Source organism: Campylobacter sp. 7477a, from assembly GCF_014892335.1.
Classification (GTDB): domain Bacteria; phylum Campylobacterota; class Campylobacteria; order Campylobacterales; family Campylobacteraceae; genus Campylobacter_A; species Campylobacter_A californiensis.
The window spans coordinates 17638-38485 of sequence record NZ_JADBJH010000001.1; the positions used below are offsets into that span (position 1 = coordinate 17638).

At 36.7% G+C, this 20848-nt stretch carries 21 protein-coding genes and 1 tRNA gene; 18 read left to right on the forward strand and 4 right to left on the reverse strand.

Features of this window, described 5'->3' with window-relative positions; genetic code table 11:
- Positions 1–31 precede the first annotated feature (31 nt).
- Genes CCAL5182_RS00110 through CCAL5182_RS00120 form a run of 3 tightly spaced genes read left to right on the forward strand, consistent with a single transcriptional unit; the run spans position 32 to position 4501 of the window.
- Complete coding sequence (locus tag CCAL5182_RS00110) at positions 32–1225, forward strand: efflux RND transporter periplasmic adaptor subunit (RefSeq protein ID WP_169971705.1); 1194 nt, start codon at positions 32–34, stop codon at positions 1223–1225.
- Entirely contained in the window at positions 1222–3150 is a 1929-nt protein-coding gene (locus tag CCAL5182_RS00115) for a MacB family efflux pump subunit (RefSeq protein ID WP_336609934.1), read from the forward strand. The genes CCAL5182_RS00110 and CCAL5182_RS00115 overlap by 4 nt, the downstream gene beginning before the upstream one ends.
- Position 3151: 1 nt before the next feature.
- Positions 3152–4501, forward strand: a complete 1350-nt coding sequence (locus tag CCAL5182_RS00120) for a TolC family protein (protein WP_336609935.1) — start codon at positions 3152–3154, stop codon at positions 4499–4501.
- Between the two features lie 479 nt (positions 4502–4980).
- Here the strand turns inward: CCAL5182_RS00120 and CCAL5182_RS00125 are convergent, their stop codons facing one another.
- From CCAL5182_RS00125 to CCAL5182_RS00140, 4 genes are read right to left on the reverse strand one after another with little or no spacing between them, the layout of a single operon-like run.
- Complete coding sequence (locus CCAL5182_RS00125) at positions 4981–5475, reverse strand: SixA phosphatase family protein (RefSeq protein WP_169971708.1); 495 nt, start codon at positions 5473–5475, stop codon at positions 4981–4983.
- Positions 5468–6283: a ferritin-like domain-containing protein gene (locus CCAL5182_RS00130; protein WP_336609936.1), complete on the reverse strand. Its 816-nt coding sequence runs from the start codon at positions 6281–6283 to the stop codon at positions 5468–5470. Before CCAL5182_RS00130 ends, CCAL5182_RS00125 begins: the two co-directional genes overlap by 8 nt.
- 8 nt (positions 6284–6291) lie before the next feature.
- The gene (locus tag CCAL5182_RS00135; protein WP_336610004.1) at positions 6292–6816 is read right to left on the reverse strand and encodes a rhomboid family intramembrane serine protease; all 525 of its coding nucleotides are present in this window, start codon (positions 6814–6816) and stop codon (positions 6292–6294) included.
- 10 nt (positions 6817–6826) lie between these two features.
- Complete coding sequence (locus CCAL5182_RS00140) at positions 6827–7513, reverse strand: NlpC/P60 family protein (protein WP_169935873.1); 687 nt, start codon at positions 7511–7513, stop codon at positions 6827–6829.
- Positions 7514–7654: 141 nt separating this feature from the next.
- Between CCAL5182_RS00140 and murA the strand changes: the two genes are divergently transcribed.
- From murA to CCAL5182_RS00215, 15 genes are all read left to right on the forward strand, one after another.
- Positions 7655–8920 carry a UDP-N-acetylglucosamine 1-carboxyvinyltransferase gene (gene murA, locus CCAL5182_RS00145; RefSeq protein WP_336610005.1) on the forward strand — a complete coding sequence of 422 codons (1266 nt, stop codon included), beginning with the start codon at positions 7655–7657 and terminating at the stop codon, positions 8918–8920.
- A 1-nt stretch (position 8921) separates the two neighbouring features.
- A complete protein-coding gene (locus CCAL5182_RS00150; RefSeq protein ID WP_336609937.1) occupies positions 8922–10082 on the forward strand; it encodes a molybdopterin molybdotransferase MoeA in 1161 nt (386 codons plus the stop codon).
- Positions 10083–10125: 43 nt separating this feature from the next.
- Positions 10126–10200 (forward strand) — tRNA-Gly (locus CCAL5182_RS00155).
- A 68-nt stretch (positions 10201–10268) separates the two neighbouring features.
- Positions 10269–11075 (forward strand): flagellar basal body P-ring formation chaperone FlgA, encoded by an 807-nt coding sequence (gene flgA, locus CCAL5182_RS00160; RefSeq protein ID WP_336609938.1) that lies wholly within the window; start codon positions 10269–10271, stop codon positions 11073–11075.
- Complete coding sequence (locus tag CCAL5182_RS00165) at positions 11072–11623, forward strand: UbiX family flavin prenyltransferase (RefSeq protein ID WP_336609939.1); 552 nt, start codon at positions 11072–11074, stop codon at positions 11621–11623. Before flgA ends, CCAL5182_RS00165 begins: the two co-directional genes overlap by 4 nt.
- Positions 11624–11680: 57 nt before the next feature.
- The gene (gene coaD, locus CCAL5182_RS00170; RefSeq protein WP_169935882.1) at positions 11681–12151 is read left to right on the forward strand and encodes a pantetheine-phosphate adenylyltransferase; all 471 of its coding nucleotides are present in this window, start codon (positions 11681–11683) and stop codon (positions 12149–12151) included.
- A gap of 2 nt (positions 12152–12153) precedes the next feature.
- Positions 12154–12738, forward strand: a complete 585-nt coding sequence (tmk, locus tag CCAL5182_RS00175) for a dTMP kinase (protein WP_169935884.1) — start codon at positions 12154–12156, stop codon at positions 12736–12738.
- 20 nt (positions 12739–12758) lie between these two features.
- Positions 12759–13997, forward strand: a complete 1239-nt coding sequence (hisS, locus tag CCAL5182_RS00180) for a histidine--tRNA ligase (RefSeq protein ID WP_336609940.1) — start codon at positions 12759–12761, stop codon at positions 13995–13997.
- Complete coding sequence (gene speA, locus CCAL5182_RS00185; RefSeq protein ID WP_336609941.1) at positions 13990–15825, forward strand: biosynthetic arginine decarboxylase; 1836 nt, start codon at positions 13990–13992, stop codon at positions 15823–15825. The genes hisS and speA overlap by 8 nt, the downstream gene beginning before the upstream one ends.
- 114 nt (positions 15826–15939) lie before the next feature.
- The gene (locus CCAL5182_RS00190) at positions 15940–17109 is read left to right on the forward strand and encodes a pyridoxal phosphate-dependent aminotransferase (RefSeq protein ID WP_336609942.1); all 1170 of its coding nucleotides are present in this window, start codon (positions 15940–15942) and stop codon (positions 17107–17109) included.
- A gap of 85 nt (positions 17110–17194) precedes the next feature.
- Entirely contained in the window at positions 17195–17398 is a 204-nt protein-coding gene (gene thiS / locus CCAL5182_RS00195; protein WP_169935893.1) for a sulfur carrier protein ThiS, read from the forward strand.
- Complete coding sequence (gene thiF, locus CCAL5182_RS00200) at positions 17398–18252, forward strand: sulfur carrier protein ThiS adenylyltransferase ThiF (RefSeq protein ID WP_336609943.1); 855 nt, start codon at positions 17398–17400, stop codon at positions 18250–18252. Before thiS ends, thiF begins: the two co-directional genes overlap by 1 nt.
- 12 nt (positions 18253–18264) lie before the next feature.
- The gene (locus CCAL5182_RS00205) at positions 18265–19032 is read left to right on the forward strand and encodes a thiazole synthase (RefSeq protein ID WP_169935897.1); all 768 of its coding nucleotides are present in this window, start codon (positions 18265–18267) and stop codon (positions 19030–19032) included.
- A complete protein-coding gene (gene thiH / locus CCAL5182_RS00210; RefSeq protein ID WP_336609944.1) occupies positions 19032–20192 on the forward strand; it encodes a 2-iminoacetate synthase ThiH in 1161 nt (386 codons plus the stop codon). Before CCAL5182_RS00205 ends, thiH begins: the two co-directional genes overlap by 1 nt.
- Positions 20185–20823 (forward strand): thiamine phosphate synthase, encoded by a 639-nt coding sequence (locus CCAL5182_RS00215; protein WP_336609945.1) that lies wholly within the window; start codon positions 20185–20187, stop codon positions 20821–20823. The genes thiH and CCAL5182_RS00215 overlap by 8 nt, the downstream gene beginning before the upstream one ends.
- Positions 20824–20848: the final 25 nt, after the last annotated feature.

Below are 20848 nucleotides of genomic sequence, written 5' to 3' on the forward strand. Positions count from 1 at the left end.
TGCCGAGTATTTTAAAATTTAAAGTGAAACTATGAAAAAAATTTTCAAATTTATAGCATTTTTAGCAGTGGTTGTGGTTGGCGGTTTTTACATCTATGCAGAGTATTTTAAGCCAAAGGAGCGCATAGAATTTATCACCCAAAAGGCTGTTAAAAAAAGCTTTTCTAACAAAGTAGAAGCGACTGGTGAGATATTTGCCACAGAACTTGTGGATGTTGGCGCGCAGGTTAGTGGGCAGATAAAAAGGCTATACGTAGGGCTTGGTGATAAGGTAAAAAAGGGCGATATGATAGCCGAGATCGATAGCTCAACGCAGCAAAATAACGTAAATGATAAGCGTGCTCAACTTGAAATTTATGAGGCTAGACTTGCTAGTGCAAAAGTAGCTCTTGAGATATCAAAAACACAGTTTGAGCGTGAAAAAACACTATACGCAAAGAGTGCTACTTCAAAACAAGAATTTGAAAATGCAAAAAACACTTACGCAACAAATGAAGCCTCTTTAAGAGAAATTTACGCACAGATTAATCAAACCAAAATCGAACTAAATACCGCCGAGATCAACCTTGGTTATACTAAAATCACAGCACCAAATGATGGGGTGATCGTATCTGTGCAAGTAGAGCAGGGGCAAACAGTAAACTCAAATCAAACAACGCCGACCATTGTTAATATCGCAGACCTTAGTAAGGTAAAAATGAAAATGCAAATCGCAGAGGGCGACATAACAAAGATAAAAGTCGGCACCCCTGTTGAGTACTCGATACTTTCTGAGCCAAATATGAAATTTAAAACAGTTGTTAGCTCGATAGACCCCGGTCTTACAAGGCTTAGTGACGGAACTTACTCAAGCTCAAGCTCCTCCTCAAGCTCAAGTTCTTCAAGCTCTTCGGCAGTTTACTACTATGCGCAAAGCATAGTTGAAAATACTGACGGTATCCTTCGTATCGGCATGACTACGCAAAACACTCTTTTGGTAACCAAAGTAGATGATGCTATCGTCATACCAAGCCTTGCTATAAAAAAAGAAAAAGACAAAAGCTATGTAAATGTCCTAAAAGGCGATCAAGAAGTTGTAAGAGTAGAAGTAAAAACAGGCATAAGAGATAGCCTTGAGACACAAATAATAAGCGGTATAGATGAGGGCGATGAGATCATAACATCGCAAGGTAGTTCTAGTGAGATCGCTCAAATGGTCGCAAAGGCAAATAGAGGTCCAAGGTGATCGAACTAAAAAATATCGTAAAGAAATTCAAAGTCGGCGATGGTGAGATTGAGATTTTACATGGCATAAATTTAAATATAAAAAAGGGCGAATTTATAGCCATCATCGGTCAGTCTGGATCTGGTAAATCAACACTTATGAATATCTTAGGCTGTCTTGATAGTCCAAGCTACGGTGAGTATCTGCTAGAAAATGAAAACATCTCAAAATTTAACTCAGATGAACTTGCGAATTTAAGACGCAATAAATTCGGCTTTATATTTCAAAGATACAACCTCTTAGCGAGCATGAATGCGCTTGAAAATGTCGCGCTTCCAAGCGTTTATGCCGGAGTTAGTAAAAAGGATAGACAAAGCAGAGCGCATGAAATTTTAACATCTCTTGAGCTTGATGATAAGTCATTAAGTTTGCCAAACAAGCTATCTGGGGGGCAACAACAGCGTGTTAGTATAGCACGTGCGCTCATGAACGGCGGAGAGATCATTCTAGCTGATGAGCCAACAGGCGCGCTTGATAGTAAAAGTGGTCTTATGGTGATGGATATCTTGTTAAATTTACACAAACAAGGCCATACTATAATCATCGTCACACACGATCCAAAAATAGCAAAATACGCTAATCGCATCATAGAGATAAAAGATGGTCATATCATAAAAGACGAGAGTAAAAAAGATGAAATTTATACTCTAAAAAGACCAAAACCTCAACAAAAAAGCTCATTTATCTACTATAAAGATCAGCTTATCGAAAGCTTTAAAATGTCTGTAAGTGCGATGCTTGCGCATAAGCTTCGTTCGCTTTTAACCATGCTTGGTATCATCATCGGTATAGCCGCGGTAGTAAGTATGGTAGCGCTAGGAAAGGGCTCGCAAGAGCAAATTTTAGCCAGTATAAGAAAGATAGGCACAAACACTATCGACATAATGCCTGGGCAAAGTTTTGGTGATATGCACTCAGGACGCGTTAAAACTCTTGTGATAAGCGACGCGCAAATGCTTGCAAATCAATCGTTCTTAGAGTCAGTCACTCCAAATACCTCCACAAGTGGAACAATAACATATCAAAACACCTCGCTTACGGCTAGTTTAAGAGGTGGCGGCTCGGGGACGTTTGACGTAAACGGACTAAAATTAGAGCAGGGTAGGACTTATGACGATGAGGAGGTAAGAGATTCGGCTTCTGTTGTGGTGATCGATCAAAATACCAAAAACAGTCTTTTCCCACACGAAAATCCAGTCGGGCAAACCATACTTTTTAATAAAAAACCACTTAAGATCATCGGTGTGTTAAAAAAGGATGATTTTACATTCGGAGATGCTAACGCGCTTAGGATTTATGCTCCTTACACGACTGTTATAAACAAAATCACAGGCGATAGGCATATAAACTCTATAACCGCCAGGGTAAAAGAGAGCGTAAATGCACAAATTGCAGAAAAAAGCATAACAGAACTTCTAACTATAAAGCATGGTAAAAAGGACTTTTTTACTAGAAATTCAGATAGCGTAAAACAAACCGTCGAAAGCACGATATCAACCATGAGAATTCTTATCTCAAGTATCGCAGTGATCTCGCTTATAGTTGGTGGTATAGGTGTCATGAACATCATGCTCGTATCAGTTACCGAGCGCACAAAAGAGATCGGTATAAAAATGGCGATAGGTGCAAGACAGGGCAATATCTTACAGCAATTTCTTATAGAAGCCATCTTGCTCTGTGTCATCGGCGGTGCGATCGGCGTAGCTACAGCTTATGGCATAGGCTATATCTGTAATAACATTTTAAGCGGATTTAAGATGATATTTTCAAATGAATCAATAATAGTTGCCATCACAACATCGATGGTTATTGGAGTGGTTTTTGGCTATATGCCAGCCAAAAATGCGTCAAAACTAAATCCAATAGATGCACTTTCAAGGGAGTAAAATGAGAATTTTAAGCTTGGCACTTGTGGCAGTTTTAAGCGGTTGTGCCGTTAAGGACGTAAATGAAAATTTCAGCGAAATTTTACTTCAAAACGAAAATAGGGCAGATGTAAGTATAAACACAAAATGGTGGCAAGAATACAACAAAAACTATCTAAATGAGCTTATCGAGCTTGGCATAAAAAACAATATCGACCTTGCTAAAGCAGCCGTTGCTATCAACAAAGCCATGGCTCAAGCAGGTGTTTTAGAAGCCGAACTTATACATACTTTTAATGCAAGCGTTGAAGTAGAGCGTTCGCGCGATATATCTACAAATTCGTCTTGGACGCGAACAAATGCAAGTGGAATTTCATTAAATTATGAGATCGATTTGTTTAGAAAACTAGCCAATGCAAGAGATGCTGCCTTATGGGAAGCACGCGCTACCCGTTTTGACCTTGAAGCCAGTAAGTTGAGTGTTATAAATGGCATAGTAGACGGTTACTTTAATATTGCATACTTAAACGAGAGTATAAGGTATTATAAAATTTTACTGGATAATTATGAAAAACTGCAGCAAATCGTCTTGGTAAAATTTCAAAGCGGAAAAGAAGAAGAACTGTCTTTGACCAAACTACAAAATTCCGTCATTAGCACTAAAACCAGGCTACTAAATGCTCAAAATGAACTTTTAACTATCAAAAAAAATATTAAAATTTTACTTAATGTAAAACCTGGTTTTGAACTAAAAACAGATGAAATTTTAATAAGCGACATTATCCCGATCGGAGTTGATCTGGAAATACCACTTGAAAGTATCTCAACTCGTCCTGATTTGCAAGCTGCTATTTTTAGGATAGAAGAGGGGCTTTTAAATTTAAAAGCCAGTCAAAAAGACTTTTATCCAAGTATCACGATAGGGGCTAGTTTAAGAGGAAGTGATGAGAATTTTTCAGATAGTTTTTCTATGAAATTTCTAAGCGGTAATGTATCATTAAATTTACCGTTTTTAAACTATTCAAAACTTAAATCAAACCTAAAAATTTCAGAAGCAAATTTTGAAAGCGCAAAACTAAACTATCTAAGCACGCTAAACACGGCTTTAAACGAAATTTCAACTAGCTATAAGTCATATGAAAAAGATACGCGAGTGTTTGACAACTATGTAAAGCAGTTTGACAATACACAAAAAATCAGTGAAATTTATAATAACAAATACCAATACGGCAAAGCAGAGCTAAAAGACTACCTTGAAGCGCTAAATGATCAAACAGACGCTTATATAAATTTACTATCCGGAAAATACAATCTCCTGCAAGACGAGATAGAAATTTATCAAGCTATGGCCGGCAAATTTACCAAGAGATAAATCAACAGTTCATAAAATTATTTATTTTAAAATATATATAAAATTACTTTCATTAAGCCAAGTCATCTTGGCTTTGATTTAGCGTAGCAAAAATTTCCAATACATAAAAGTTATCATAAAGCCAAAATTTCAAAGCAAAATCAAAAACATAAAATTTCATGCAATATAATACAACAAAACGTAAAACCGAGACAAATTTTATATTTTGTATTGAAAACTATAATTTTCAAATTATTATTTATATTTTTCTTTAATCTATCCTTTTTAACTTTAAAGTGCCTATTTTAGGGATTTATCTGACTTTACTTTTTGTAATATAAAAATTTATCCATGAAATTTATTGTAAAAAAATGCATAAATAAATATGTTTTATTTTCTGTATGGATAAAAACTTATTTTTTAGATATAAAATCACACGAAGCTGCAAAAATTATGCAATGTATAAAAATGTATATAAATAAAAGTAAAAATTAAAAAAGTTATTTTTTGTGTTTTTTGGGGTAGTCAAAGAAAAGCGCTTTTGCACTCCCCTCTTTTATTTGATTAAAAGTTGTTTTTATCTTAACACAAAAAATTCCGCTCGTTGGAATGTTACCGATAAAAGAGTCGCTTAGAAGTTCTGAAATTTCAGTTATGCTTGGATTATGAAGTACGATGAAAACCTCTTTTATATCTTCGTCTAAATTTTGCACAAATTCTATAAGTTTATCTGTGCTTATATCATAAAGTTCGTCTTTGAGAATGATTTTGTGTTTGAAATTTATATTTTGTGAGATGATTTTTGCCGTCTGCTCGCAACGTTTTGCACTGCTTGAAAAAATGGCATTTGGCATGATTTTGTGTTTTAGTAGCCTTTGTGCCATAAATTTTGCATTTTCTTTGCCACGCGAAGTAAGCTCTCTACTAAAGTCTTTGCTTGTGTCTTTATTTTCCTTTTGCGCTTTTGCGTGTCTGATAAAATAAATTTTATGCATTTTGAGACTTTTGTAAATTTTTGATCATCTCAAGTTCTTCTTTGCTAAAGCCAGCTTTTAGTCTATCTGCTTCATTTAGCTCTCTACTTGTTTTAAAGGAATTTGGATAGAGAGTTTGTATGATATTTATGTATTCGCTTGGATTTATATTTAGCTGTTTGCAAGCAAATTTAAACCACTTATCACCTTTACTGACATGAGAAATTTCCTCTTGCAAAATGACATTTAACGCCCCAATAAGCTCTTTATCTCCGCCCTCTTTTTGAAGTTTTTGTATGATATGAGCGTTTGCGTCAAGTCCGTTTGCCTCCATATATCTTGGCAAAAGCGCCATACGTTTAACAAGGCTTTCTTGCGTCTTGCAAAGGGCGATAAAAAGTCCGTCATGAACACTTAAGTTACCGTATTTTGCGCCCTGCTCTTTAAGTAAATTTTCTATCATATTAAAGTGTCTTATCTCGTCTTGTGCTACTTCAAGCCAGTCTAGATAGTATGTTCTTGGCAGATTATCAAAACGATAACATGCATCAAGAGCGATGTCTATAGCGCTAAATTCTATATGGGCCACAGAGTGGATAAAGGCTAGCTTTTTATCTTTTGGTTTTGTCTTTTTATTAAATTCTTTCATGCTGACGACATCACAAAAACTTGCGTAACAAGGAGTTTTAAGCTCTTGTGCAGGTGAGTTTCTTTTTAAATTTATATCCTCATTTGCTTTAAATTTGTCGTAAAATATCTGAAATTTATTAAATTTAGTGATTATGTCGCTTTCGTTTATAATCTCAAAAAGTTCATCAAAAAAATTCATGTCATTCCTTATTTAAATGACATTTTAGCATAAATATATCCTATCGCAAAACCAAGCAAATGCGCATACCAAGCGATATTTACTCCAAAAAATAACGGAGCAAAACTCATAAGCAAAAGTGCTATAACAAGTCCTTTTCGCGTCTCTTTGTCTGTCAAAAACGACAAAACACCCAAAAGAACACATATCGCGCCACTTGCACCAACTACAGTGACAACTTGCGCATTAAAATAAAGCATATAATACACATAAATGAGTGCTAAAAACGAAGTTGCAATGCCACCTAAAATATATATAAGTAAAAATCTAAAATGTCCCAAATTTCGCTCTAAAATAGAGCCAAATTGAAACAAAACAACCATATTCATAATTAGATGCGAAAGCGAACCATGTAAGAACATCGATGTTAGCGGCTGAAAAGAAAATATAAAATTTTGAGCAAAACCGGCGTTTAGGCCAAAAATTGTATTAAAATTTTGTCCGACAAAAAGATAGATAAGACAATTTATACATATTAATATGTAAGTAACGATCAAATTTGCTCTACCTTACTATGCCATATCCGGCAAATCTATTTGAAGCAAGGCAGCTTGTTTTGTTGCTTTTACATCTTAACATATAGCTGTTGATCTCTTTTTTCCCGATCTTATATGTGTTTTTTTGTCTTAAATTCATATAACTATGTGTTATTTTGCCGCTGTAATTATGTATAAATTTAACCGTTCCATCTTTTGCTACTTCGGTGACTATACCGATGTGGGTTATGTTACTTTTGTCTTTATTTTTACCTGCGGCTCTTCCTAGGGTATTTGCAAAAAATATCAGATCTCCAACCCTGGGTTCGGTAAATGAAATTTGCTTTTTGCTACTATATAGGTTAAAGATAGCCTTTGACTTTCTACCTGACTTATCGTAGTGTTTTGATATGCTTTTCTCATCAAAATACATATTTTCGTGTTTTTTATTTACCACTGATATGAAACCGGAGCAGTCGCCGCCTATTTTTGTGTTTAGGTATTTGTTAAAAAACGACCCGAAATTTTTATGCTCTCGAGTATCTTGTTTGTCTTTGTCAAGATACGCTTCCAAGTATGTTTGCTCTTCTTTTTTTTGGAGAGGGACGTCTGTTTTTATGACCTCGTTTATGGGTAGTTTTTTGTTTTGATTAAGAGTAGCACAACCTGTAAAAAGAACGATCAAAGTAGCTAAAACTATGGAACGCTTAAGCATAAATTTCCTAATCACTTAAATTTAAAGTAAGTATTTTACCTATGCAAAGTAAATGGATGGTTTTTGGAAATTTAATTTTGTTTTATAAGCAAAAAATCACTATAATCAAGGCAAAAATTTAAATTCTAAGGTAAAATTATGATGCATTATTTGCAAATACAAGGCGGAGCGAAACTAAGTGGCGAAGTTGCTATAAGTGGTGCTAAAAACGCAGCTCTCCCGTTGATCGCACTAACACTGCTTGCTAAAAATGAATTAAAACTTACAAATGTTCCAAATGTTGCAGATATTAAGACTCTAGCACAGTTGCTTGTAAATTTAGGCGCTAGTTGTGAATTTGAAGATCCAAATACTCTTAAGGTCAATACAAGTAGTGTAAATTCGACCATGGCAAACTATGACATAGTTAGAAAAATGAGAGCATCTATCTTAACTCTTGGTCCTTTATTATCCCGTTTTGGACATTGTGAGGTTAGTTTGCCAGGAGGTTGTGCCATCGGTCAAAGACCTATAGACCTTCACCTTAGTGCGCTTGAAAAAATGGGCGCAAATATCGAAATAAAACAAGGTTATATCGTGGCTAGTGCACCAAATGGACTAAATGAAGCTCGCATAGTTTTTGACAAGATAACCGTAACCGGAAGCGAAAACATCATCATGGCGGCAGCTTTAGCACATGGAACTACAAGACTTTTAAACGTGGCAAAAGAGCCTGAAGTCGTGCAAGTGTGTGAAATTTTAAAGGCATCTGGCATAAACATAGAAGGCATAGGAACTAGTGAGCTAGTAATCGAAGGAAGCGGTCAAAGATTACTTACTATACCTGACATAAAAGTTATCCCTGATAGGATAGAAGCAGGTACTTACCTTTGCGCAGGTGCTATAACAAATTCTAAGATAACAGTGACTAAAGTAAATGCAAAACACATGCTTGCCGTTATAGCAAAGCTTGAAGAGATGGGTTTTGGCATAGAGATAGATGATGATAAGATAACGATAAGTCCAGCTAAAGAGATCAAGCCTTGCGAGATCATAACGACTGAGTATCCAGGATTTCCTACTGATATGCAAGCGCAGTTTATGGCATTAGCCCTTGTTGCAAATGGCGTTAGCGTGATAGATGAAAGACTCTTTGAAAATCGCTTTATGCACGTAAGTGAGCTAGCTAGAATGGGCGCTGATATCAGACTAAATGGTCATATTGCAAGTGTTTATGGCGGCAGTGAGCTAAATTCCGCCGATGTTATGGCAACTGATCTTAGAGCAAGCTCTGCGCTTATCTTGGCAGCTCTTGTTGCAAAAGGTGAAACAAGAGTTCATAGGATATATCATCTTGATAGGGGTTATGAGAATTTAGAGCTTAAATTTAAACAACTTGGTGCAAATATCACAAGACTAGAGGAATGAAATGGAAGTTTTTGAAGCTATAGATGAGATTTTTAGAAATTTTAATCCGCCCTATTCGCTGGAAATTTTACCTATAAATGAAGCTTGCGGTAGAATTTTGAGTAAAGATGTCGTGGCGGTTAAAAATTTACCCTGCTTTGACAACTCTGCGCTTGACGGCTATGCTGTAAAATTTGAAGATAAAGACAAGCCTTTTGTATTGATTGATAGCGTTCTTGCAGGAGATAAGCGAACTACTAAGATAAATCAAAACGAATGCATAAAGATAATGACGGGAGCTAAAATGCCTCTTGGGGCTGATACCGTCATGCGTCTTGAAGAGTGTATCGTAGATAAAAATTTAATCCATGCTCCTAAGAACTTAAAAAAAGGAGACGCTTATAGATTTACCGCCGAAGAGGTAAAAATAGGTGAAATTTTGCTTAAAAAAGGCGAAAAACTAAACGCAAGAGTGGTTATGATGTTGGCTACGCAAGGTATTAGCTTTGTTGAAGTTTTTGCATTGCCGCGCATTGGAATTTACTCAAGTGGAGATGAGATAGTAGAACCTTGGCAAAATGCCGACGATGATCAAATTTATAATGCAAATGCCGTTGGTATCGGCGCCATACTCACTCTAAATGGCTTTAAAAGCTCTTATCTTGGCATTATTCAAGATAGCTTTGAAGCGACCGTGACTGCCTTAAATCAAAGCAATAAATTTGATGTTATTATCTGTTCTGGCGGTGCAAGCAAGGGAGAGGCTGACTTTATGAAAAAAGCCCTTGAAGCTATCGGTTTTAATGAACTTTTTCATAAGGTAAATATGCGTCCTGGAGCGCCATTTAAAGCATATAAAAAAGACGGAAAAATGGTTTTTGTCTTGCCCGGTAACCCAATGGCAGCATATCTTTGCGCAAATTTATTTATACTTCCGTTGCTTTTATCGCAGAGACTAAAATTTGAAAAAGTAACGCTAAAAGAAAATATAAAAATAAAACCAGGACGAGCAAATATCGTGTTAGGAAGCGTTGATAATTTTGAGTTTCATGTTACCAATGAAAACAGATACGGCTCCGGAATGATAAAACCACTCTTAAAAAGTAACGCTATTTATATCTCAAATCCAAGCGAAAGTGAAATTTTAGCAAATTCTGACATTTTTATCACAAGGATCTCTTGACAAATGATATTAAATCTGCTAAAATGCGCTTTCTCATTTGGTTGCGGGAATAGCTCAGGGGTAGAGCATAACCTTGCCAAGGTTAGGGTCGCGAGTTCGAATCTCGTTTCCCGCTCCATTTTTTTTATATCCACATTTTTTTTACTTTCTTTAACAAGTTTTGCAAAAGAAGTCAGTGTTTATCCGATGTATTGTATCGATCAAGATGAAATTTCACTTTATACATTTGGGTTTGACGGCGAAGATAATGAAATTTTAAATTTAAACGGACAAAGAGCCGCAAAGATAGATACAAAAGAACTTCACGAAATTTTAACGGCAAATTTTAAAACATATAAAGATAAAAGCGGAGGAAGCGTATCCTTTGTTAGAAATTGCACACTTATGGATAATGTATTAATGAGGTTTTTACACGCTCTTAGTGATGAATTTTCAGGGATAAAGATAGAAAGTGTCGATATAAAACCTCAAAGCACATTGCCTGAAAATTTTAATGATTTTCGTCTTGAAAATATCTTTATAAATTCAAAAGATCGTTCAAGCGGAACATTTAGAGCCTCGTTTGAACAACCCGATCTTACCTCAAAAAGCATATTTTTCCAATACTCTTTTAAAGCTAAAATGCCTGTATTTTTGGCTCTTAACTCAATGGATTATAAACATATCTTGGGCCTTCTTGACTATCAAAGTGGGTATGTTGAGTTTAATAAATATCAAAAAGATTATATCTCGTCGTTTCCAAACTCAACTTTGATAACCAGAACAAAGATAAAAGCCGGTGAAATTCTCTCGACAAAACACTTTATAGCAGCTTCTTTAGTAAAAAAAGGAGACAGTGTCAAGGCGGTGCTAAATGAAGGCGGTGTTAGCATCATAATCGAAGTAAAAGCGCTTGAAAATGGAAATTTGGGTGATATTATTAAGATTAGAACAAGGGATAACAAAATTTTATCTGCAGTTGTCTCCTCGTCAAAACAGGTGATGATCCAATGAAAAGCGTAATCATAGCAATAACCGGAGCCAGTGGTGTAAATTTAGGGCTAAAGCTCATAAATGAAGCTAAAAAATATGCCAAAATCCATGCCGTAATTAGTCATGCGGCCAAAAAAACTTTGCTGCTAGAAGAAGGTATCGAAATAAGCAAATTTGAAGATAAGGGTGTTAAATTTTACGATGACGATGATACAGGTGCGGCTATTGCATCGGGCTCGTTTAAGATAGATGCGATGATAGTTGCGCCCTGCTCTATAAATACTTTGGCTAAAATTCATGCCGGGTTTGCCGATACTTTGATAACTAGAGCGGCTGCAGTTAGTCTAAAAGAGCGAAGAAGGCTTGTTTTGGCGGTTAGAGAGATGCCTTTTTCAACCATATCCTTAGAGCATATGTCTAAACTATCACTTTGTGGAGCAGTTATCGCTCCGCCTATCTTAGGATATTATTCAGGAGTTAAGATATTAAAAGACATGGAAAATTTTATAATCGGCAAATGGCTTGATTTGCTTGATATAGAAAATGAAATTTACAAAAGATGGAACTAACCAAAAGCCGTAATTTAGTAATAAAAGTATAAAATATAAAAATTTAAAGGCGGTAAAGTGAAAGCGTGCATATACCCGGGCACTTTTGATCCTATAACCAACGGACACCTTGACGTTATAAGGCGTGCTACTAAAATTTTTGATAAAGTAATAGTCGCGGTAGCTAAAAATGATAGTAAAAAGCCGTTATTTAGCTTTGAAAAACGTGTAAATATGGTAGAAATTTCGATACAAAATTTTAAAAATGTTTGTGTTGAAGGTTTTGATAATTTACTGGTTGATTTTGCTAAGCAAAGAGGCATAAACACAGTGATACGGGGTCTTAGAGCGGTAAGCGACTTTGAATACGAACTGCAAATAGGCTATGCAAACGCTGCGCTTTGGGAGGATTTTGAGACGGTTTATCTTATGCCAAGCCTTAAAAATGCTTTCATCTCAAGCTCGATAGTTCGTTCGGTATTTTTGCACAACGGCGATGTAAGCAAGCTTGTACCAGTTGAAATTTTAGAAATTTTAAAGGCAAAGTGATAATGTATATTTTATTTGAAGGCATAGACGGAGTTGGAAAAAGCACGCAAATAGAGCTTTTATCCGCAAAATACCAAAATCCTATCATCACAAAAGAACCCGGAGGAACGGAGTTTGGTGTGCATGTTAGGGAAATTTTACTCGGCGGTAAATTTAAATTAAGCCCAAGAGCTGAGGCCTTGATGTTTTTGGCTGATAGAGCCGAACATTATGCAAAAGTTGTTGCGCCTAATGCCAATAAAATCGTCATTAGCGATAGAGGATTTATATCAGGTATAGCTTATGCCTTAGCTAACGAAAACAGCTATGATGCTAAAATTTTACTAGAATTTAACAAATTTGCCCTTAACTCAAATTTGCCGGATAAGGTTGTATTTTTTGAGGCAGATAAGGAGCTTTTAGAGCAAAGGTTGCTTAGTAGAGGCGGATCGGACGCAGTAGAAGCAAGAGGTTTTGAGTATCTTTTGCTTGTTCAGCAAAATATGAAAAATTTACTCTTAGACTTAAATTTAAACACGCTTTATATAGATGCGAGCAAAAGCGTGCAAGAGATAAGTAAAGAGATAGAAGAATTTATACAATTTTAAAATAAACTAAAAGGACAAAAATGATAACAGCACTTCGCGGAATGAAAGACATGCTTCAAGATAGAAGTAAACTATATGAATACATTGTAAAAACCTGTGAAGACGTGGCTAAAAACTACGGTTATACTCAGATAAAAACTCCACATCTTGAAGAGACTGCTCTTTTTAAACGAAGTGTTGGAGAAAGTAGCGATATCGTCGGTAAAGAGATGTATCAGTTTACTGATAAGGGCAACAACGATGTATGCTTACGCCCTGAAGGCACTGCGGGGGTTGTTAGGGCTTATATCGAAGCCAAACTTGACCGTGCAGGTGGCGTTTATAGGTGGTTTTATCATGGCTCTATGTTTAGATACGAAAGACCTCAAAAGGGTCGCTTAAGAGAATTTCACCAGTTTGGCGTGGAGTGTTTTGGTGAGGCTAGCGTTTATGAGGACGCAAGTATTATTTTAATGATAAGTGAAATTTTAAAACGCTTAGATATCAAAGCCACACTTAAAATAAACTCTCTTGGAGATGTTTCTTCTATGGCTAGCTATAAAGAAAAATTAGTCAAATTTTTAGATGCAAATGAGAGTGAAATTTGCAATGATTGTCTTAGAAGAAAAGAGCTTAACCCTATAAGAACGCTTGATTGCAAAAATGAAAAATGCCAAGAAATTTATCAAAATGCACCGCTAATGATAGAAAATTTAAGCAAAGAAGCTGCGGATGACTTTGATAAGCTAAAGAAAATTTTAGACGAAAACAACATAGGTTATGAGGTCGATCCAAAGCTTGTGCGAGGGCTTGATTATTACTGCAAGACTGCATTTGAGTTTATTAGCAATGAGATAGGCTCTCAAAGCGCGGTAGCCGGTGGCGGACGATATGATAGGCTTGTGGAGTATCTTGGTGGGAAAGCAAGCTATGGAGTTGGATTTGCCATGGGCATAGAGCGTATAATGGAAATTTTAAGCTCAAGAGATATTAAAAACGAGCGAAACGGAGTTTATATTTGTGCATTAGATGAGCAAAATTTGGACTTTGTATATTCGCTTGGGACTAAAATGCGGGATAAATTTAAAGTAGAGATATCCTATGAAGCCAAAAAACTTCAAAAACATTTGCAAATAGCAGACAATAAAGGCGCTAAAATTTTCCTTTGCATAGGAGAAAATGAACGCGCAAATAGTCAAATTTGGTATAAAAATTTAGACAATAAAACCGAAAAAACTATAAATTTAAATGAGCTTGAAAAGGAACTTGATAATGAATGATTACGGTTTAAATATCTGGGGAAACTCAAATTTTGTCATAGAAAATGGCAAGGTTTGCATAAATTCGGCAGGAAAACCAGCGATAATCGACATTGTAAAAGATATACGCAAAGAGGGCTATAGAGGTCCATTGCTTCTTCGTTTTCCACACCTTATACAAAAGCAGATCGAGCAAATTCATGCAAGCTTTGCTAAGGCAAAAAAGGAATTTGAGTATAAAGGAAATTTTAACGCGGTTTTTCCTCTAAAAGTAAATCAATACCCAGGTTTTGTTAAAAACCTAACACACCTTGGCAAGCCGTATAACTACGGGCTTGAAGCAGGAAGTAAGGCAGAGCTTCTTTTGACTATGGCATACAACAACGACGGCGCACCAATAACGGTAAACGGATTTAAAGATAAAGAGCTTATAAATATCGGCTTTATCGCGGCTGAAATGGGACACAACATAACTTTAACCATCGAGGGCCTAAATGAGCTTGAAGCGATCATCGCAACCGCAAAGGAGAGATTTGCCCCAAAACCAAACATCGGACTTCGCATACGTCTGCACTCTGCAGGCTCTGGCATATGGGCTAAGAGCGGTGGAATTTATTCTAAATTCGGACTAACTTCAACCGAGCTTATCGAAGCGGTAAATTTGCTTAAAAAAGCGAATTTGCTTGATTGCTTTACTATGATACACTTTCATATCGGCTCGCAAATAAATGAAATTCACCCACTTAAAAAGGCGCTAACCGAGGCAGGCAACATCTATGTTGAGCTAAGAAAAATGGGTGCAACAAACCTAAAAGCCATAAATTTAGGCGGCGGTTTGGCGATTGAGTATTCGCAATTTAAACAAACTATAAGCCGCAACTATACTCTAAACGAATATGCAAACGACGTTGTTTATCTTCTAAAAAATATCGCAAATCAAAAAAATGAATTCGAGCCTGATATTTTTATAGAAAGCGGGCGTTTTGTTTCGGCTTCTCACGCACTTTTGGTGGCTCCTGTGCTTGAACTTTTCAGTCAAGACCATACCGAAGAAAAGCTAAATTTAAAAAAGAAAAATCCACCTTTAATAACCGAACTTTACGATCTTTACGAGACGATAAAGCCTTCAAATGCACTTGAATATCTGCATGATGCGATCCATCATATGGAAAGTGTGCTTACGCTATTTGACCTTGGTTATGTTGATCTTCAAGATCGCTCAAATGCAGAAATTTTAGTCCAGCTGATAAGTAAAAAAGCCGTTATCATGCTCGGCAATAAAAATAGCACCGCAGACCTTGTGCGCATACAAGAGGAGATAAAAGAGCGTTATCTAGTAAATTTCTCGATGTTTCAATCCATGCCCGACTTTTGGGGTTTACAGCAAAACTTCCCTATCATGCCACTAGATAGGCTTGATATACGCCCTACACTTCCTGCTTGTATCTGGGATATAACATGCGATAGCGACGGCGAGATAAGCTACAACGAAGACGGTAACCAGCTCTTCTTGCACGATGTAGATGTTGAAAAAGAGGAGTATTTTTTGGGATTTTTCCTAGTTGGTGCGTATCAAGAAGTTCTTGGGATGAAGCACAACCTCTTTACTCATCCTACGGAAGCAACGATAGAGCTTACGCCTGAAGGCTACACTATAAAAGATGTGATCGAAAGTCAGTCGATACTTGATATCATGGAGGATCTTGACTATGATATTTACGAGATACAAGACACTTTGAACGAAAGGCTTGAAAAGTCAAATTTAATCAACGAAACACAGAAAAAACAAATTTTAGGAGAACTTTATCTGTTTTTAAATGACAATAGTTATCTAAAAACTATTAATTGATTACTTATTGAAACATGAGGTTAAAAAGCGATCTTAAATTTTAAATTTTTGGGTCGCTTCAAAAATTATTTGTTATAAAATTACTTTAAAAAATTTACAAAGGGGAAGTTAAAAATGGTTTTAGCAAAAAGAATGCAAACTCTAAGCGAGTCTTTAACAATAGCGATCAGTTCAAAAGCAAAAGAGATGAAAGCGGCAGGGATTGATGTCATCAGTCTTTCAGCGGGCGAACCTGACTTTGACACACCTGTAACTATAAAAAACAGTGTAAAAGAAGCACTCGATAAAGGCTGCTCAAAATACACCCCGGTTCCTGGAACGGCTGAAGTTTTAAAAGCAATCTCGGCTAAATTTGAAAGAGATAACGGACTAAAATACGAACCTAGTCAGATAATAACAAACGTCGGAGCCAAGCATTCTTTATTTAACGTCTTTCAAGCACTTGTTGATGAGGGCGATGAAGTTATCATACCAAGCCCGTATTGGGTAAGTTACCCGGAGATAGTGAAATTCTGCGGAGGCAAGCCTGTATTTATCGAAACAAACGAAAGCGCTGAATTTAAAATCACCCCTCAACAACTCAAAGACGCTATAACTCCAAAAACAAAAATTTTAAGCCTAAACCACCCTACAAATCCAACAGGATCAGTATATACTCGCAATGAGATAGCAGCTCTTGGAGAGGTGCTAAAGGGCACTGACATCATCATAACAAGCGATGAAATTTATGAAAAATTAGTTTATGACGTAGAATTCGTATCAGTTGCATCTGTTAATCAAGATCTTTTTAATCGCACCGTCACGATAAATGGACTAAGCAAATGCGGCGCAATGCCTGGTTGGAGATTTGGCTATATAGCAAGTCCGATAAACGAGTTAAATGCAGCCATGAAAAAGCTACAAAGCCAAAGTACTAGCAACATAAGCTCTATCGTCCAAGCAGGTGCCATACCTTCACTTTTAGGAAAAACAGACGATGATATAGAACGCATGAGACGCGAGTATCAATCACGTCGCGATATCGCAGTTAATCTTATAAACGAGATAGATGGGCTTAGTGTAGACTCGCCAAAAGGTGCATTTTATCTATTTGTAAACTGCTCTAAAGTTGAACCAGATAGCATGAAATTTTGTCAAGACATGCTTTTAAAAGCAAATGTAGCCACTGTTCCTGGGGTTGGATTTGGTATGGATGGATATTTTAGGATAAGCTTTGCTACAGATATAGGAAGTATCAAAAAGGCTATCGCTAGGATAGCAGAGTTTGTAAAAACTTACAAATAATCTAAAGACGGAGCTTTCCGTCTTCTTTTTTCCATTTATAAATTTTAGATACAATACCACGATAAAAATTTTAAGGCACTTTATAATGGTAAACATAGTCCTAAACGGCAAAGAAATCACTCTTGAAAGTGATATGACAGTAGAGGAATTTTTACTCAAATTTGGATTTGAACTCAAATTTATAGCACTTGAGCGCGACTATGAAATTTTACCAAGAAACATGTGGCAAGAACAGATGATGAGTCTTGGTAAAAAATATGAAGTGGTAGAATTTGTAGGAGGCGGTTAATGAAGCAAATAGCAATAAACGGTGTTAAATTTGAAGTTTTGGCAAGTGATTTGAATGAGTTAAAGTCTGAAATTTTTGATAATAAAAATGGAGAAATTTATAAATTTTTAACTAAATTTAATGCCGATGAGCCTGATATTTTTATCGTTGACGGCTTTGCAACAAAAGAAAATTTAGTGCTAAATGACGGTTCTAACGTAGTGTTTATAAAACGTGGTGTTATGCCTCAAAAAGATGTTTTAAAAGCAATGATAGCCGCAAGAAATTCGCCTGAGCTAAATGAGGCTTTATCAAATGCCTGCATCGGAGTAGCCGGACTTGGAGGACTTGGATCAAACATTGCCTTAAGCCTTGCTCGCGTAGGTGTAGCAAAGCTTGTGCTAGCCGACTTTGACGTAGTCGAGCCTAGCAATCTAAACCGACAACAATACTTTGTAAAGCATATCGGCATGAAAAAAACCGAGGCATTAAAAAATTTAATCACCGATGTAAATCCTTTTGTCGAAGTTATAACCCATGATGTGCTTCTTGATAGTTCAAATGTAGCTGAAGTTTTTGCGCCATGTTCTATCGTGTGTGAGGCATTTGATAATGTCGTAGGCAAAGCAATGATAGTAAACGAAGCCGGACTAAGCTTAAAAGATAAGCAGATAATTGGCGCATCAGGCATGGCTGGGCATTATAGCTCAAACCTCATAAAAACTATCAAATTTGCAAAAAACGTTCATATTTGTGGAGATCTTGTAAATGCCGCAAAGCATGGACAAGGACTAATGGCTCCAAGAGTCGCGATATGTGCTAATCACGAAGCAAACCTAGCCATCCGCCTTCTTATGGGTCTTGAAGCAAATTAATAAAGGCAAAATATGCAACAAAACAATACTTTAAAACTTGGAGATAAAGAATTTAGCTCAAGGTTTATTTTAGGCTCTGGCAAATACAGCCATGAGTTAATAACTGCTGCTATAAATGAAGCAAATGCGCAAATCATCACACTAGCGCTTCGCCGTGTAAATGAAAGCAAAGATAGAAATATACTTGATTTTATACCAAAAAATGTCACGCTCCTACCAAATACAAGCGGAGCTAGAAATGCCGAGGAGGCAGTGCGTATAGCTAGACTTTCACGTGAGCTTGGTTGTGGAAATTTTGTAAAGATAGAGATCATAACCGACTCAAAATACCTTTTCCCCGATAACTACGAAACTATAAAAGCGACTGAAATTTTGGCCAAAGAGGGTTTTGTTGTCATGCCTTATATGTATCCCGAGCTAAATTCGGCAAGAGCCATGATAAACAGCGGCGCAGCTTGTGTTATGCCTCTTGGCGCACCTATCGGATCAAATCAAGGCTTGGTTTTTAAAAATATCATTGAAATTTTAATAAACGAGGTAGAAGCTCCGATCATAGTTGATGCCGGTATCGGTCGCCCGTCTCAGGCTTGTGAGGCTATGGAACTTGGAGCAGCGGCAGTCATGGCAAATACCGCGATCGCAACTTCTAAAAACATAACCCTTATGGCAAGAGCGTTTAAAAACGCCATAAATGCCGGTCGTGAGGGCTATCTTGCAGGGCTTGGACGAGTAAAAGATAGCGCTAGCGCAAGCTCTCCGTTGACGGGATTTTTAGAATAATGAAATTTAGTCAATTTAAAACCGACCACATGAAGCTTTTGCCGCATATGCAAAACATAGGCGATGAGATAATGAATACCGTCTTAAAAGAGCGAGAGAGCTATAAGCCTGAAATTTATACCAAAGATGATGTCTTGGCTGCACTTGAGAGTAAAATTTGCACTTTAGAAAATTTAAAAGCGCTTTTAAGTCCTGCGGCGTCTGAATTTTTAGAGCAAATAGCCTTGCTTGCCATGAAAAAAACAAGGGAAAATTTTGGTATAAACGTTAGCGTTTTTACTCCGCTTTACATAGCAAATCACTGTGATAATCTCTGTGTTTATTGCGGATTTAACTCTAAAAACAATATACAAAGAGCTAAGTTAAGCGAGAGTGAGATCGAAGCTGAACTAAAAGAGATAGCAAAAACCGGGCTTGAAGACATCTTGATACTTACCGGCGAAAGCGAGACAAATTCCGATATAAACTACATCGCAAAAGCGTGCAAGATAGCAAAGAGGTATTTTAAGATAGTCGGAGTTGAAGTTTATCCTGTAAATTCGGCCGATTACGCCCTACTTCACAAAAGCGGAGTAGACTATGTAACCGTTTTTCAAGAAACTTATAATCCTTCAAAATACGAAAAACTTCACCTTGCAGGAAATAAAAGGATTTTCCCATACAGGCTAAATGCGCAAGAAAGAGCTCTTATGGGAGGCATGAGAGGGGTTGGTTTTGCCGCTCTTTTAGGACTCGACGACTTTAGGTTAGACGCATTTTCTACAGCACTGCATGCTAGTTTGGTGCAGAAAAAATACCCTCATGCAGAGATCGCATTTTCAGTACCTAGACTTCGTCCTATCATAAACAACTCCAAGATCAATCCAAGAGATGTCCGTGAGCGCGAGCTTTTGCAAGTGATATGCGCTTATCGTATCTTTATGCCAAGCGCAAACATAACTATCTCAACTCGTGAGCGCGCTTTGTTTCGCGATAATGCCGTTAAAATCGCCGCAAACAAAATAAGCGCAGGAGTAAATGTCGGTATCGGTGCACACTCGGATAACAAAAAAGGCGATGAGCAGTTTGAGATAGAAGACTCTCGCTCGGTTGATGAAATTTGCGCCATGATAAGAGCTCAAGGACTTGAGCCTTTAATGAGCGAATATATCTATGTCTAAACTTCTTGTAATAGGCTCAACGGCTCTTTGTGAAGGGGATTTTTTAGATAAAATTTCAAAGCTCTGCAAAGCCGGCGTAGATGAAATTTTACTTCGTGAAAAAGAGCTTAACGAGAATAAATTTCGCTTGCTTGCTTTTAAGGTAGATGAAATTTGTAAGAAATTTAACACAAAACTCGTTATCAATCAATTTTTTAATATCGCGTGCGAGCTTGAGAGATCGTTTTGGATGAGTTCAAAACAACTCGAAACGCTTATAAATTTAAAAACAGATGAGTTTGGGCTTAACATGCGAAATTTAGCCGAGCATAAAAAGCAAAATTTAAATGCTAAAATTTACGCTCCGGCTCATACTTTTGACGAAGCTCTTAACTCCTCTAAATTTGCAGATATTTTGGTCGCTTCTCATATATTTGCTACAAATTCCAAAGTAGGACTTGAACCAAAAGGGGTTTGTTTTATTAAAGAACTAAAAGCTAAATTTGATAAAGAAATTTACGCTCTTGGTGGCATAAACGAAACAAACGCCAAAGATATCTTGAACGCCGGAGTGGATGGAATTTGCACCATGAGTTTAGCCATGAGATGTGAGGATGAGTTTAAATTTGTAAGGAATTTTAAACCTCTTTAAGAAAAGTCTATCTCAAAGAGGTTTT

Excerpts from the sequence above, each read along its gene's own strand:
- CCAL5182_RS00110 (WP_169971705.1), top strand. The coding sequence starts at position 32 with ATGAAAAAAATTTTCAAATTTATAGCATTTTTAGCAGTGGTTGTGGTT.
- CCAL5182_RS00120 (WP_336609935.1), top strand. The coding sequence starts at position 3,152 with ATGAGAATTTTAAGCTTGGCACTTGTGGCAGTTTTAAGCGGTTGTGCC.
- CCAL5182_RS00125 (WP_169971708.1), bottom strand. The coding sequence starts at position 5,475 with ATGCATAAAATTTATTTTATCAGACACGCAAAAGCGCAAAAGGAAAAT.
- CCAL5182_RS00130 (WP_336609936.1), bottom strand. The coding sequence starts at position 6,283 with ATGAATTTTTTTGATGAACTTTTTGAGATTATAAACGAAAGCGACATA.
- CCAL5182_RS00140 (WP_169935873.1), bottom strand. The coding sequence starts at position 7,513 with ATGCTTAAGCGTTCCATAGTTTTAGCTACTTTGATCGTTCTTTTTACA.
- murA (WP_336610005.1), top strand. The coding sequence starts at position 7,655 with ATGCATTATTTGCAAATACAAGGCGGAGCGAAACTAAGTGGCGAAGTT.
- CCAL5182_RS00150 (WP_336609937.1), top strand. The coding sequence starts at position 8,922 with ATGGAAGTTTTTGAAGCTATAGATGAGATTTTTAGAAATTTTAATCCG.
- flgA (WP_336609938.1), top strand. The coding sequence starts at position 10,269 with ATGTATTGTATCGATCAAGATGAAATTTCACTTTATACATTTGGGTTT.
- CCAL5182_RS00165 (WP_336609939.1), top strand. The coding sequence starts at position 11,072 with ATGAAAAGCGTAATCATAGCAATAACCGGAGCCAGTGGTGTAAATTTA.
- tmk (WP_169935884.1), top strand. The coding sequence starts at position 12,154 with ATGTATATTTTATTTGAAGGCATAGACGGAGTTGGAAAAAGCACGCAA.
- hisS (WP_336609940.1), top strand. The coding sequence starts at position 12,759 with ATGATAACAGCACTTCGCGGAATGAAAGACATGCTTCAAGATAGAAGT.
- speA (WP_336609941.1), top strand. The coding sequence starts at position 13,990 with ATGAATGATTACGGTTTAAATATCTGGGGAAACTCAAATTTTGTCATA.
- CCAL5182_RS00190 (WP_336609942.1), top strand. The coding sequence starts at position 15,940 with ATGGTTTTAGCAAAAAGAATGCAAACTCTAAGCGAGTCTTTAACAATA.
- thiS (WP_169935893.1), top strand. The coding sequence starts at position 17,195 with ATGGTAAACATAGTCCTAAACGGCAAAGAAATCACTCTTGAAAGTGAT.
- thiF (WP_336609943.1), top strand. The coding sequence starts at position 17,398 with ATGAAGCAAATAGCAATAAACGGTGTTAAATTTGAAGTTTTGGCAAGT.
- CCAL5182_RS00205 (WP_169935897.1), top strand. The coding sequence starts at position 18,265 with ATGCAACAAAACAATACTTTAAAACTTGGAGATAAAGAATTTAGCTCA.
- thiH (WP_336609944.1), top strand. The coding sequence starts at position 19,032 with ATGAAATTTAGTCAATTTAAAACCGACCACATGAAGCTTTTGCCGCAT.
- CCAL5182_RS00215 (WP_336609945.1), top strand. The coding sequence starts at position 20,185 with ATGTCTAAACTTCTTGTAATAGGCTCAACGGCTCTTTGTGAAGGGGAT.